The organism is Haladaptatus caseinilyticus (assembly GCF_026248685.1).
GTDB classification, from domain to species: Archaea; Halobacteriota; Halobacteria; order Halobacteriales; family Haladaptataceae; genus Haladaptatus; species Haladaptatus caseinilyticus.
Genome location: NZ_CP111036.1, coordinates 297,080 through 310,092, shown reverse-complemented (window position 1 = coordinate 310,092; position 13,013 = coordinate 297,080). Strand labels below are relative to the sequence as shown.

Sequence of the window (13,013 nt, the reverse complement as noted above, 5' to 3'; positions counted from 1 at the left end):
TTGGTCGGAAAGCAGTTCCTAATCCAATTTCTCGGCCGCATCACGCTGGATGAGCGGTCCGGCGTTTTCGGCCGGGAGCGTCACCACGTCTTCGCTCGCGAGTTCGTACTCACGATCGTCCACACCGAGAATTTCGCCGACGTCGCGGGTAATTCGAACCGTCGTCCGTTCCTCGGAGAACGCCGGTTCAGGGTCGTTTTCCGCTCCTGCGACTGCGTCGCCGGTGCTCGTTTCGTCCGCGGTTGACGGTTCGTCCGTCGAGGATGTCGCGTCGTCTTCCCCTGGGTTTCCAGCGATTGCCGTCGCCTCCGCAGATGGACGAACAGCCTCCGACACCGAATCCGATTTCGCCGTCGTCGAATCGGTTGCGTCCGCCTGATTCGATGGGTCCGATGCAGTCGTGCCAGGGTCGGACGATGCCGTCGTGGATTCCGTCGTGTCGTCCGAACCCTCGTCGGATTCCGTACCGGACAACACGTCGAGCACGGTCGATTTGTTCGCCTCGATTCGGTGTACCAGGTCGGCGAACAGCGTTTGCTCCTCGTTCGTCAGTCCCTCCTCGTCGGCCGGGATTCCCGCCGCCGAGAGACTCGCGCGTTTGACGACCTTTCCGACTCGTCGTTCGTATATCGCTTCGACGACTTCCTCAGCCGTCTGAATCTCGTCGGTCAGTCGGTTGACCTCGGCGGAGTCGAACGGGTCGTCCGCCCGTTCGGCGGCCCGCTCTCGCTCCTCGCGTAGGTTACGGATGTAGCTCCCTACGTCTGCGTAGAAGGATTCCCGCAGATGTTGCAGGCTGTCCTTCGAACGCTCCTTGCTCTGGACGCTCCGGAGTTCGTCGAGGTTCATTCTTTCCCTTTTTCTGCCCGGCCACGCGCCATGAGAAATATGGCCACGTATTCGGGAGTTGATACATTGCCTTCCGGAAGCCTAAAGCTTTCGCCCCCGAGTTCGATTTCCACTTTCTCTTCCAATTCGACGGTCACGTCGTGTCTGGTGAACGTGTCCGGAACCGCGTCTCGAAGTGGGTCGAAATCGATCAGTTCGTCCCGCTCGATTCGAGTCACTTCCAGTCCGCTGCCTCCATGGAGGCTTCCGGGGAGTCGAATGAGTCGGTGGGTGTCCGTCGTCACCGGTTCGTCCACCGCTGCGGTTTCCGTCGAGAACACTTCCTCCGCAAGAACCCGTGCGAGTTGGTAGAACGCGGGGTGGACATCGACGTTCCCGCGTTCGACCTCTCGTCGATTGTTTTTCGCGGCATTGTAGGCACCCGTCGCTTTCCCCGACCCAATACCGTCGAATTCCTGTAAGCGGTCTATCGCGTCGGCTTCGTCCATCGCCAGGAGTTCGTCCACGAACGAACAGAGATGCTCGTGGACGCGGCCACCCCATCCACCGTCGGTCGGTAGGGTTCGTTTCTGCGTCGGATTTTTCAATCCGATTCCGGCGACTGCCTCCGATTCGACCACCGATTCGAATTCGACGTCCGTGGCCCGGATGTAATCCACAACCTCTCGGCGGGCTTCCCGGTCTAACTGCAGGATGGCTTCGTCTCGAACGTGGACGTGATAGCCTCGCCCCCCCGAAAAAACGACCGTCATGTCCTCGAATCCGAAATCCCGTTCGAGCAGATCCAGCAAGTCGAGTAGTTCCGTTTTCCCACGTGCCAGCATTTCGGCGTAGGGCGTGTCGGGAGTGACACCGGGGAGGTGGTCCGCGTCCAAGTCGAACACGAGATCGGCGTTCCGCCAGTCCTTTTCACCCATGGTTCCCGCGCTGGGATTTCTGTATCGTCCGGCGGAGAAATACACGTGGCGCGGCCGTTCGCTTTCGAGAAAACCGCCGAGCGTACCGAGGTCGAGGAGCGAGTTGTGGCGAACCATCGTCGTCCCTGGACCGGCAGTCCACGGAATGTAGCCCCACTCACGCTCGTCCGCGTTCGGCGGTAGTTCCGGCTGTACCGTCCGGTAGTGGTCGCGGAACCGGCCTCGAAGGTACGCTCGCGTCCGCTCTTCCATCGTCAGTTGATGAAACACCGAGCGGTTAAAGCGTTGTTTCTTCGGGTTACGGTTTCATTTCGATGCGGAAACCGCACGACTGGCGGAGGACGACGGCGATTCGTGGCGTTTTAACGAACTGCCACGTTCGAACCAGTCGGTCGAATCAATGAGGCGTCTCCTTCGAAAAGCGAAACCGAGCCAAAACCGATTGCTACGCGATTTACGTTAATGTCCTCGTCCAGTGATGTCCACGTCCGATCTTCATCCGCGCATGAAATCGGAAAGTCGCTTTGTGATGCTCTCTTCTTCGCCCAAGCGGAGATAATAGGCATCACCACCGTCTTCGTAGTAGTTGTCGATTCGTCGTTCGACGGCAAATCCGAGATGACGATAGAAATCGAGCGCGTTCTCGTTCGTACTTCGGGCATGGCAGGTGACGGTCGCGTGATTTTTTGCAACCCGTGCAACCAACCGCTCGCCGAATCCTTCGCCCCGAAAGTCCGGGGCAACCGCGAGAAAGAGAATGTAACCGTCCCGACGCACCGCGGCAAATCCGATGAGTCGCTCGCCTCCCTCTCCGTCCGTGAGATAGCAGTAGACTGTTGACCGCCGGTATGCGTCAGTAAAAAACCCTCGCCGCTGTTTCAGCACGCCTTCGGTTTGCCGGATCGCCTCCTTCAGCTGCCACGCTTCCTCAACGTAGCGATTGTCGCCCGGCGAGACGACGCGCGTGTCGATATTTACGCTCACTGGGAGGGAATAGCAGGCAGGTGAATATAATTCCACCGGCATAAGACGGGATTGACACGGCCGGTTTGGCAAGCCTGATACCGATAGCCACCGATAATCGAACAATGACCTACGTGCTTCGCGAGCACACCGCCGACATTGCAGTCGAGGCGACCGGTGATACCCTCGCTTCGGTCTTCGCCGCCGTCGCCGACGGGCTGGCCGCCGCGATGTGCGACGACATTCCGGCCGTCGGAGAGCGATTCGATCTCGAAGTTCGGGCCGAAAATAGGGAGGCGCTGCTGTTCGACTACCTCGATGAACTGATCTACGAGCGCGACGTTCGAAGCGTTCTTCCCGTCGAAAACGAAGCGAGCGTGCACGACGCCGACGGTGTGTGGACGCTCGCTGGAACCGCCCGTGGCGTCCCGCTTGACGGTCTCCGAGCGCGAGAAATCAAGGCCGTCACGTACTCCGAGATGTCGGTGGAGGAAACGCCGGCGGGGTGGCGCGCGTACGTCGTGTTCGATGTATAACGTCGGCGTGTGACTGGCACGGAGTTCATCCGCAGCCAAACCCCCAAACGTCTTCGGGGGGCAAAGCCAACGTTCGGGTATGGATACATACACTGCGGGGGACATCACGCTCGAACGGGTTCGAGAGTACGTCTGGGAGATCCCGAAGGAAGGAGCGATGGGCACGCCCGCACGGGTGTTCGCCAGCGAGGAGTTACTGGAACAGATCGCGGACGACAAGACGCTCGAACAGTTACGGAACACGACCCATCTACCGGGCGTCCAAAAGTACGCCCTCTGCATGCCGGACGGACACCAGGGATACGGCTTCCCGGTCGGCGGCGTCGCCGGAATCGACGCGGAAAACGGATGTATTTCACCGGGTGCGGTAGGGTACGACATCAACTGCGGAGTGAGAATGATGCGCACGAATCTCACCTACGAGGATGTCCGCGGGAAGGAAGAAGAGTTGGTGGACGCCCTTTTCGCGAACATCCCGTCCGGACTCGGTGGCGGTGGTGTCGTCGAGGGCGACATCGACGCCGTCAACGACGTTCTCGACCGAGGAATGGCGTGGGCACTGGACGAAGGCTACGCGACGGAGGCGGACCTTGCCCATTGCGAAGACGAGGGGGTCCGCCGAGAAAGCGACCCATCGGCGATCTCACAGAAGGCAAAGGACCGCGGGAAAAATCAGTTGGGGAGCCTCGGTAGCGGCAACCACTTCCTCGAAGTCCAGCGCGTGACCGACGTGTTCCGCGAGGATGTCGCCGACACCTATGGGCTGTCGGAAAACCAGATCGTGGTTCTCATTCACTGCGGGAGCAGAGGGTTGGGCCATCAGGTCTGTAACGATTACCTCCGGAAGATCGAGAAAGCCCATTCCGGCCTGCTGTCGAAACTCCCGGACAAGGAACTCGCCGCGGCCCCTGCCGGGAGCCAACTCGCCGAGGAGTACTATCAGGCGATGGGTGCAGCGATCAACTTCGCCTGGGTGAATCGTCAGCTCATCATGCACCGAACTCGGCAGGTGTTCGAGCGCGTCTTTGGGGAACCGTGGGAGGCGATGGAGATGGAACTACTGTACGACGTGGCGCACAACATCGCCAAAAAGGAGACGCACGACGTGGACGGGGAGGAAAAGGAACTGTTCGTCCACCGGAAGGGTGCGACTCGAGCCTTCCCCGCGGGCCATCCCGAGGTTCCAGGTGCGTATCTGGACGTCGGCCAGCCGATCATCATCCCCGGCAGCATGGGTGCTGGAAGCTACGTCCTCTGTGGCGGCGACGAGTCGATGAAGCTCAGCTTCGGTTCGACCGCTCATGGAGCGGGGAGAGTCATGAGCAGGACACAGGCGAAGAAGGACTACTGGGGCGGCGACGTACAGGACGAACTCGAGCAGGAACACATCTACGTCAAAGCCCAGAGTGGGGCGACGGTCGCGGAAGAGGCACCGAGCGTCTACAAGGACGTGGACGAGGTCGTGAAAGTGTCCGATGCCCTCGGAATCGGTGACAAAGTCGTCCGAACCTATCCCGTCTGTAACATCAAAGGATAACGAAAACGTCCTTTTCACTTATCAATATCTTTTGATACCTATCGCGACGAAGGAAGCGTATGCGACGGCGAGCGTTACTTGGCGCAGTGGGGACGAGCGCGACCGCAGGCTGTATTGGGAGCATCCTCGATTTGTCATCGAAGCGTCCTCCGCTTTTCCCTCGAACCGGATTCGATTCCGAATGGGTTGCCAGCGACGCTCGACACGAGTCTCGACGGCGAAATCACCGAAACACGTCCGGCAACAATCCGAGTGGCGTTCGAATGTACCGCCGACGACGCGCGGACGTTTCGGTTCGGCTATCCCTGCCCGTTCGCGGATACGGTCGGCGTCGAAGAAAACGGGTCGAGGCTCGTCCTCCAGTACGAAGCCAGTACCGCCGATAGAGATCGTGGCTGCTGGCAAACCGGAACGCTCGACGAACGAGGTGTGACCGAACGCCGAACGTTCGACCCCGGTAGCAGGGCGGTAGTAGAGTGGTCGGTTCTCAATTACGCCGAGAACGAGTCGTGTTTTCCGACGGGGCGCTATCGCTTTGAAGACGCGTACGGTGTCGATGGAAGAACGTACGAATGGGGATTTTGCCTCCGAGTAAGGTGAGTCCGCCGATCGAATCCGTCAGGTTCTGAAATCGAAGTTCGGTGCGTCTTCGGGTCGAAGTGGAACGTGTGGGTCGAGTTCTTCGCCATCCTCGAATTTGACGAAGTTGAGATAGTAGCATTCGCCACAACCGGCGTCTTCGGTCTCGCTCGCCCCACAGACGATTTCGACGCCATCCGCATTTTCGAACTCGTCGTAGGCGTTTGCGTACTCCCATCCATCCAACGGGTCGGCCGTCACGGACTTGTCGGCGAGGTTGGCGTCGCGCTCCAGCGTCGCGATAGCGCCGCAGTGGGGACAGTAGTAGCGGACGGGAACAGTCATGGTTGCTGGTTAGCGTCGAATAGACGTAAACTATGCGTCGGTCGTCCGGAGACACGAACCCAGAACAATCTTGTAGCCTGACGAACACCGTTAGCGCATGATAGACGAGACAGTCGAGGAGATACAGGAGATGCAAACACACAGCTCCTCGACCGTCGCGGTCAAGGCCGCCCGCGCGTTGGAGGACCTCCTCGACCGCGAGTTCGAGACGGTCGAGGAGTTCGAACGAGCGCTCGATCACAACAGCAACGCGCTCCGACGAGCGAATCCCTCCCATGCATCGCTCGTTACGACACAGCGAGCGATCGTGAAGATGGTCACCGACACCGAGAGCGAATCGGTCGAGGAGGTCAAAACGCAGATGGAGCAAGCCATCGACAGCGTGGTCGAACAGGTCGTCACCGCCAAACGGCGCGCCGCCGAGAACGCAGCCCCCCAGTTCGAAGACGGGATGACCTTCATGACTCACGACTACTCCTCGACGGTGTTGGAAGCGGTGGAGAACGCCGTCGCGACGGGTACGTATCTCACCGTCTACGTGATGGAGGCCCGTCCGCGCTACCTCGGTCGAAAGACCGCCCGTGTCCTCGGCGAAATCGATCAAGTCGATGCGACGCTCATCATCGACAGTGCCGCAGGCCATTACCTACCGGAGTGTGACCGTGTGTTCACGGGAATGGACTGCATCGTTGACGAAACCCTCTACAACCGCGTCGGCACCTTCCCGCTCGTCGCGACTGCGAACGAAGTAGACGTTCCCGTGACGACCATCGGCTCCAGCGCGAAAATTGTTGGCGAGGCGTTCCGCTTCGAGAACGACTTTCGCTCGGCGAGCGAAGTGATTCGGGAGCCAGCGGAAGGGTTTGCCGTGGAAAACCCTGCCTACGATGCGACACCGACCGATCTGCTCGATTCCGTCGTGACGGACGAGGGGACGTGGGAGTACTGACCCGTCGAACGGATTATTCTACACTCTCCCACTCGCCACGTTCGTCGCTTCGCTCGATAGCGTCGAGCGCCTTTTGAACCGCCAGACCGTCCGCGAAGTTCGGATGATACTCGTCCCCGTTTTCAACGGCAGAGAGGAACTCGTAGTTCTCGTGGACGAAGGTGTGCTCCCATCCGATGACGTGACCCGGCGGCCACCAGTGGTCGATGTAGGGATCGTCCTCGTCGGTGACGAGAATCGTCTCGTAGCCGCGATCACCCTCGCGTAGGAGTTCGAGTTCGTTGAGTCGTTCGAGCGAGAATTTTAGGCTTCCCTTCGAGCCGTGAATCTCGATTGAGTGGTCGTTTTTGTGCCCCGTCGCGAACCGCGAGGCTTCGAAGGTTCCCATGACGCCGCCCTCCAGTTCGGCCTGCGCGGAGTAGGCGTCGTCCACCGTGACGGGCTTGGTGTCGGCTCCCCCGTCGATCGGTCGTTCGTCCACGAAGGTTCGGAGATGACCCGAGACGCGTTCGATGTCGCCCACGAGGAAACGCGCGAGGTCGATGGTGTGCGCACCGAGGTCGCCGAGTGCGCCGCTGCCTGCCAACTCCTCGTCGTTGCGCCACGACCACGGCGCGTCGGGGTCAACCAGCCAATCTTGGAGATAGCGTCCGCTGAACTGGTGAATTTCGCCGAGTTCACCGTCCTCGATGAGTCCCTTCGCGTACTGGATGGCAGGAATGAACCGATAGTTGAACGCGGTTGCGGTCGGCACACCTGCTGACTCTGCGGCATCAGCCATCCGTTCCGCGTCCGAGAGGCTGGCCGCCAGCGGCTTCTCACAGAGGACTGGGACACCAGCTTCGAGCGCCGCGATGGAAGGGTCGGCGTGGACGAAGTTCGGCCCGAGGTTGTAGAACACGTCTACCTCGTCGATGACCTTCTCCCACTCCGTGCTCGTGGTCGCGAATCCGAGGCGGTCCGCAGCCTCTGTGAGCGCCTCCTCGTCGCGTCCGACGAGGACGTGACGTTCCACGTCCGGCGCGTCCGGGAAGAACATCGGCAGGCGAGCGAGTGCGTTCGCGTGAGCTTTCCCCATGAATCGATAGCCGAGGACACCGACTTTCAACGTCATATCTGATTTGGGGTTCTTCGTGGGGATGCTTAGTGTTTGATGGCTCCGGTGAAAAACGACAGCGGGGAGTAAGTGGTGTCGACACCAATCTACCGCAACCTACTTGATACGATCGTGACTCTTCTCACGTTTCACAACCTCCATGTCCGAAAACCACATTCCGCCAGCGGACTCGTCCGACGCGACGACGAACTACCCGTCGCACGTGGGACAAACTGGGAGCAGACGACCCGTTTTACTACCCGCTCGGCGGCAGTGTCGAGTTCGGCGAACACAGCGAGGACGCGCTCCGGCGCGAGTTCCACGAGGAGTTGGGCGTTTCACTGGAGAACGTCGCTTACTACGAAACGTACGAAGACGTATTCGCAAGTGGGAGCGTACGTTATTACGAGATCTGACGGGTCTACGAGGGTGAAATCGTGGCGCTATGGCCCCCCGAGCGGGACGGGTTTTCGGGCTACGAAGGCGAACGCGGAGAAGAAATAGACCGTGTCTGGAAACAGCCCTCCGTCATTTCGGACGGTGGCGAGACGTTCTACCTCGAAGCAACGCTCGCCGACCTATAAGGACTCATTCGGCCCAGTATGCTTCGCCGGGTTCGGTTCGGAACACGGCGCGGTTCAGCAGTTCGACCGCCTTTTCCAGCCCTTCCTTCGAGCTGGTCAGCGAATCCTCGTGTTCGATGGAGAGCGTGCCATCGTACTCTATCATTCGGAGCGCGCTCACGATGTCCTTCCAGTGTTCCTCGCCGTGACCGTAGCCGACGGAACGGAACAGCCACGAGCGGTTTGCCTCCTCGTCGTACGGCGTCGTGTCGAGAACTCCTTTGTAGCGGGCTTGGGACTCGTAGACTTTCGTGTCCTTCGCGTGGAAGTGATGGATTGCGTCGTGTTCGCCGAGGAATCGGATGGCTTCGACGACGTCGATGCCTTGCCAGTAGAGATGGCTCGGGTCGAAGTTCGTCCCGATTCGCTCGTTGGTCGCGTTGCGGAGTTCGAGCATTCCGGCGGGTTCGTGAATGAGCATGTTCGGGTGCATCTCGATGGCGATGTCTACGCCGTGGTCTGCGGCGTATTCGGCAACATCGCGCCAGTAGGGGATCGCGACCTCTTCCCACTGGTAGGTGAGCGCCTCGTCGTGCTCCGAGGGCCATGGAGCAGTGATCCAGTTCGGGACCTCGTCGTTCGGGCCGCCAGCGGGCAGTCCGGAGAAACAGGTAACCGTGTTGACGTCGAGCTGGTCGGCCAGTCGAATCGCCTCGCGGAGCTCCGTGTCGGCCTCGTCGGCCTGTTCGTCGTCCGGATGGAGCGGGTTGTTGTGAGTCGCCAGTGCACTGATGTGCATGCCGTGTTCCGACAGCAACGACTGGAGGTCCTCCTGTGCGTCGTCGTCGTCCAGATATTCGTCGCGCGGAAGGTGTGTATCGCCGGGATAGCCGCCGACGCCGGGTTCGATAGCGTCCACGCCGATATCATCGAGATACGCGAGCGCGTCTTCCAGCGATTCACCGTACAGTGGCGGAGTGTGAACGCCGATGTCCATAGCATGAACCATTACTTCGCTCGGGAATAAAATTTCGGTGGCAACGCTTACGCCGTCCGTCTTCGATCCCCCCTAATATGAGCCTCGCCGAGCAGTTCGAGTGGTTCGCCGACTGGTGTGTTGGAACGTCATCCCTGTACGAACGGATCGCGCGTGGAATCGCGAACGACCCCGAGGTGCTCACGCTCGCCGAGGAAATTCCGCCGAAGCGTGGCACGCCGAACATCCTGCTGGCCGCAGTTCACTGGCATCTGCTCGACGACGGTTCCCACCCGCTCGCCGACTACTACCCAAACCTCACCGACGACCCGAAAACGGACGATCCGTTTCCCGCGTTTCGCGATTTCTGCGTCGAATACGAGTCGGAACTCCTCCCGCTTCTGCGAAACCGGAGAACCCAGACGAACGCTGTCCGGCGCTGTACCGCGCTTTTTCCGGCGTTTTCCCATATCTCGAATGAAGTCGGTAACGAACCCCTCGCATTTGTGGAACTCGGCCCCAGCGCCGGTCTCAACCTCTGCTGGGACGAGTACACCTACGAGTACGGGGACGTGGGCACGTTCGGAACCGGGGAATGCGTCCTCGATGCCGAAGTCAGAAGTGAAAAAATACCGCCTGTCTCGGTCGATTTTCCTCCGGTCGCCTCCCGCATCGGCATCGACCTGAACCCACTCGATGTTCGCGATGAGGCCGACGTTCGTTGGCTTCGCGCCCTCATCTGGCCGGAACACGGGGACCGCCAACGACTGCTTCAGCGGGCCGCTAACGTCGCACGACAGCATCCCCCCGACCTCCGACAGGGTGACGCAATCGAGGACCTCCCTGCTGTGCTCATGGGGATTCCCGACGACGTGCCAGTCTGCGTCTTCGATACACAGATGCGCTACCAACTGCCCGACCCGGCACAGGATCGTCTCCGGGCGCGTATCGAGGCCGCCGCACAGGAGCGCACGCTTCATTGGTTGTCGGGACACGAAGCCACGGACGAGTGGGACAACGCGTTCACACTCGACTGGTTCGACGGCGAGGAGTATCGATCGCTGGCGGCCTACGAACAACACGGAAAATGGCTGCGATGGTTGCTGTAACTTACTCCAATTGCACTGCCGCCTCTTTTTCGGAGGAGCGATACACCGCGTCGATGACGCGTTGCACCGTCAGCGCCTGTTCGACGGTGTTCATTTTCGGTGCGACGCCGTCCCGCACCGCTTCGAAGAAGACACGTTGTTCCGCTTTGTGAGCGTCTTCTTGTCGCGTCCGGACGTTGGTGTCCGAGAAGTGGTCCGCGCCGACCATGCTCGTCTCGTATATCGTGAGCGAGTCGTCGCTTTTATCGAAGTTCGCCCCTGCGTTCGTTCCGCGAACGTGATATTTCTCACTCGATTCGCGGTTCGCGGCCCACGCGACTTCGAGCGCGATGGTCTTGCCGTTCTCACAGCGAATGAACGCGCTTACGGAGTCATCGACGGAGAACGTTCCGGATTCGGTGTCGTCGCCCCACATTTCGAGGTATGTGTAATCCTCCCGACTGCCAAATTGCGAGCGAACTTCACCGCTGACCTCCTTCACGTCCGGGAAATCGTGGAGATGCAGTGCGAGGTCGATGGCGTGAACACCGATGTCGATGAGCGCGCCCCCACCGGCCACGTCGCGGTTCGTGAACCACGAACCGCGGCCTGGAATCCCGCGGCGTCGGATGTAGTTCGCCTCGACGTGGCGCGTCTCGCCGAATCGACCTTCGTCTTGATAACCCTTGATGACCTCGACCGGATTCCGGAAGCGATTGTGGAAACCGACCATACAGAAGCCGTCGGCGTTCCGGGCTGCTTCCGCGATTCGCTCCGCGCTTTCCAACGTGTGTGCGAGCGGCTTCTCGAGAAGTACGTCGAGTCCCGCATCGAGTGCGGAGACGGCGTACTCCTCGTGGAACTTGTTCGGCGTCGTGACGATGACACAGTCGATATCTGATTCGTACAGTTCTTCGTAGCTCTCGAACGAACGGGTGTCGTACTTCTCGGCAAATCGCGCACGGGCGTCTGGATTTATATCCACTCCACCGACGATTTCGTGGCGCAAATCAGTGATTCTGTCCGCGTGATAATGTCCGATATTTCCGAGACCGACGAACCCGACTCGAACCGGCTCACTGGCACTCATACTAACGATTCACCTGTGAGACGGTGTTATTCTTTTCCTTTCCATCGCTCTGTCGGAGGGCGTTGGTACTTTCGTCTCGGAAACCTAACAGCAGGAGGACAGACGGTGGGAAATCACGGGGGGTCACGTCAGTACAACTGTTGTTTTTTCTCTTCTTGTTCGCGCTCGTACTCCTCGTCCGCTTTCTGCGCTCGCCGATTTTCGAGCAGTGTTCGGATGCCGGGGACGATTTTGTTCTTCAGATCGAGGGCGAACGAGACGATTCCGTAGGCCCAGAAGAAAAACAGGAGCGTTCCCGCCCCGAAGTACAGCAATCCGAACTCGACTCCCATCTCAGTCGTCCCCCTCCGCTTCGGTGCCGGTCGGACCGGCTTCGACGGACGCGAACTCCAATCCGTGGGCGATGGCGTCGCCGGTGTCGGTGTCGAAGAGGTGGATCCGCTCCCTGTCAAGGACGACCTCTACGTCCTGGTCGATGTCGATGTTTTCGTCGGGGTCAACGCTCATCAGGAGTTGATGCGCATCGTCAGCCTCGGCGTCCATTCCTGCTGTCTGCCCCTCGCCAGTGAGGATGTAGACGAAGATTTCGTCACCCATCGGTTCGAGCACGTCGGTTCGTGCCTTGATAGGCTGTGTCGGCTTCGCCACCTGGTCGGCATCCTCCACGAGATAGACGTCCTCGGGGCGAACACCCATGGTCAGCCGGTCGTCTACCGATATGCCGCTGAGCTGTCCGGTGTCGAACTCGACGTGATAGTCGGGCAGCTTCAATCCGTCCGCATCGACGACACCCTCCACGAAATTCATACTCGGCGAACCCATGAACCCCGCGACGAACAGGTTCTTCGGTTCGTTGTAGCACTCGAGTGGCGGTGCGAACTGCTGGAGTTCGCCTTTGTTGATGATGGCCACGCGGTCAGACATGGTCATCGCCTCGGCTTGGTCGTGCGTGACGTAGATGATGGTCGCGTCGAGCTCCTTGTGGAGTCGCTGAAGCTCGGTACGCATGTGGACACGTAGTTTGGCGTCGAGGTTCGCCAGCGGTTCGTCCATCAGGAACACGTCCGGTTCACGAACGATCGCACGAGCGATAGCGACGCGCTGGCGCTGGCCGCCCGACATCTCGTCCGGCATCCGGTCGAGCATCCCCTCGAGTTGGACGATTTCCGACGCGTTCTCGACCCGACGGTTGATCTCCTCTTTGTCGTAGCTTCGAAGCCGCAGGCCGAAACTGATGTTGTCGTACACGTCCATGTGCGGGAACAACGCGATGTTTTGGAACACCATCGCGATACCGCGGTCTTTCGGCGGGAGATTGGTTACCTCCCGGTCCGCGATGGATATCTTCCCCTCCGTGGGTATCGTGAGTCCCGCGATGGTTTCGAGGGTCGTGGATTTCCCGCACCCCGACGGACCGACGAGCGTGACGAACTCGCCGTCCTCGATTTCGAGGTTCATGTCGTCGACTGCCGTTACATCGTCGTACCGTTTCGAAACGTGTTCTAAGTTTACTTCACCCATTGTG

Annotated in this window: 16 protein-coding genes; 7 read left to right on the top strand and 9 right to left on the bottom strand. The window is 59.8% G+C overall.

Translation table 11 applies throughout. The features are described 5' to 3' along the window. Window positions 1-18 precede the first annotated feature (18 nt). From OOF89_RS01735 to OOF89_RS01725, 3 genes are all read right to left on the bottom strand, one after another. Window positions 19-849, bottom strand: a complete 831-nt coding sequence (locus tag OOF89_RS01735) for a DNA replication complex subunit Gins51 (protein ID WP_266077893.1) — start codon at window positions 847-849, stop codon at window positions 19-21. Continuing rightward, complete coding sequence (gene priS, locus OOF89_RS01730; protein WP_266077891.1) at window positions 846-2,018, bottom strand: DNA primase small subunit PriS; 1,173 nt, start codon at window positions 2,016-2,018, stop codon at window positions 846-848. Before priS ends, OOF89_RS01735 begins: the two co-directional genes overlap by 4 nt. A gap of 243 nt (window positions 2,019-2,261) precedes the next feature. Next, entirely contained in the window at window positions 2,262-2,750 is a 489-nt protein-coding gene (locus tag OOF89_RS01725; RefSeq protein ID WP_266077890.1) for a GNAT family N-acetyltransferase, read from the bottom strand. Window positions 2,751-2,854: 104 nt separating this feature from the next. Here OOF89_RS01725 and OOF89_RS01720 point away from each other — a divergent pair, with 104 nt between their 5' ends. The 3 genes from OOF89_RS01720 (at window position 2,855) to OOF89_RS01710 (ending at window position 5,402) form a co-directional block, all read left to right on the top strand. After that, window positions 2,855-3,265: an archease gene (locus OOF89_RS01720; RefSeq protein ID WP_266077889.1), complete on the top strand. Its 411-nt coding sequence runs from the start codon at window positions 2,855-2,857 to the stop codon at window positions 3,263-3,265. Window positions 3,266-3,344: 79 nt separating this feature from the next. Continuing rightward, window positions 3,345-4,802, top strand: coding sequence for an RtcB family protein (locus tag OOF89_RS01715; RefSeq protein WP_266077888.1), 1,458 nt, complete (start codon window positions 3,345-3,347; stop codon window positions 4,800-4,802). Window positions 4,803-4,880: 78 nt separating this feature from the next. Then, entirely contained in the window at window positions 4,881-5,402 is a 522-nt protein-coding gene (locus OOF89_RS01710) for a hypothetical protein (protein ID WP_266077887.1), read from the top strand. An 18-nt stretch (window positions 5,403-5,420) separates the two neighbouring features. Here OOF89_RS01710 and OOF89_RS01705 read toward each other — a convergent pair whose 3' ends face one another. Further along, window positions 5,421-5,726 carry a hypothetical protein gene (locus OOF89_RS01705; RefSeq protein WP_266077886.1) on the bottom strand — a complete coding sequence of 102 codons (306 nt, stop codon included), beginning with the start codon at window positions 5,724-5,726 and terminating at the stop codon, window positions 5,421-5,423. Window positions 5,727-5,823: 97 nt separating this feature from the next. On the opposite strand from OOF89_RS01705, the gene OOF89_RS01700 reads away from it, so the two are divergent. Then, window positions 5,824-6,675, top strand: coding sequence for a translation initiation factor eIF-2B (locus tag OOF89_RS01700; protein ID WP_266077885.1), 852 nt, complete (start codon window positions 5,824-5,826; stop codon window positions 6,673-6,675). Window positions 6,676-6,688: 13 nt separating this feature from the next. Here the strand turns inward: OOF89_RS01700 and OOF89_RS01695 are convergent, their stop codons facing one another. Continuing rightward, the gene (locus OOF89_RS01695) at window positions 6,689-7,789 is read right to left on the bottom strand and encodes a Gfo/Idh/MocA family protein (RefSeq protein ID WP_266077884.1); all 1,101 of its coding nucleotides are present in this window, start codon (window positions 7,787-7,789) and stop codon (window positions 6,689-6,691) included. Between the two features lie 215 nt (window positions 7,790-8,004). Here OOF89_RS01695 and OOF89_RS01690 point away from each other — a divergent pair, with 215 nt between their 5' ends. Both OOF89_RS01690 and OOF89_RS01685 read left to right on the top strand, forming a co-directional pair. Further along, window positions 8,005-8,187 (top strand): NUDIX domain-containing protein, encoded by a 183-nt coding sequence (locus OOF89_RS01690; RefSeq protein WP_266079830.1) that lies wholly within the window; start codon window positions 8,005-8,007, stop codon window positions 8,185-8,187. Between the two features lie 21 nt (window positions 8,188-8,208). After that, window positions 8,209-8,355 carry a hypothetical protein gene (locus OOF89_RS01685; RefSeq protein WP_266077883.1) on the top strand — a complete coding sequence of 49 codons (147 nt, stop codon included), beginning with the start codon at window positions 8,209-8,211 and terminating at the stop codon, window positions 8,353-8,355. A 4-nt stretch (window positions 8,356-8,359) separates the two neighbouring features. On the opposite strand, the gene OOF89_RS01680 is transcribed toward OOF89_RS01685, so the two are convergent. Further along, window positions 8,360-9,331, bottom strand: coding sequence for a sugar phosphate isomerase/epimerase family protein (locus tag OOF89_RS01680; protein WP_266077882.1), 972 nt, complete (start codon window positions 9,329-9,331; stop codon window positions 8,360-8,362). A 77-nt stretch (window positions 9,332-9,408) separates the two neighbouring features. Between OOF89_RS01680 and OOF89_RS01675 the strand changes: the two genes are divergently transcribed. Next, window positions 9,409-10,419, top strand: a complete 1,011-nt coding sequence (locus tag OOF89_RS01675; protein WP_266077881.1) for a DUF2332 domain-containing protein — start codon at window positions 9,409-9,411, stop codon at window positions 10,417-10,419. Window position 10,420: 1 nt separating this feature from the next. Here OOF89_RS01675 and OOF89_RS01670 read toward each other — a convergent pair whose 3' ends face one another. The 3 genes from OOF89_RS01670 to OOF89_RS01660 all read right to left on the bottom strand — a co-directional run bounded on the left by OOF89_RS01670 (window position 10,421) and on the right by OOF89_RS01660 (window position 13,009). Further along, window positions 10,421-11,488 carry a Gfo/Idh/MocA family protein gene (locus OOF89_RS01670; RefSeq protein ID WP_266077880.1) on the bottom strand — a complete coding sequence of 356 codons (1,068 nt, stop codon included), beginning with the start codon at window positions 11,486-11,488 and terminating at the stop codon, window positions 10,421-10,423. A gap of 128 nt (window positions 11,489-11,616) precedes the next feature. After that, window positions 11,617-11,820 (bottom strand): hypothetical protein, encoded by a 204-nt coding sequence (locus tag OOF89_RS01665; protein ID WP_266077879.1) that lies wholly within the window; start codon window positions 11,818-11,820, stop codon window positions 11,617-11,619. 1 nt (window position 11,821) lies between these two features. Beyond that, entirely contained in the window at window positions 11,822-13,009 is a 1,188-nt protein-coding gene (locus tag OOF89_RS01660) for an ABC transporter ATP-binding protein (protein ID WP_266077878.1), read from the bottom strand. Between the last annotated feature and the right edge of the window lie 4 nt (window positions 13,010-13,013).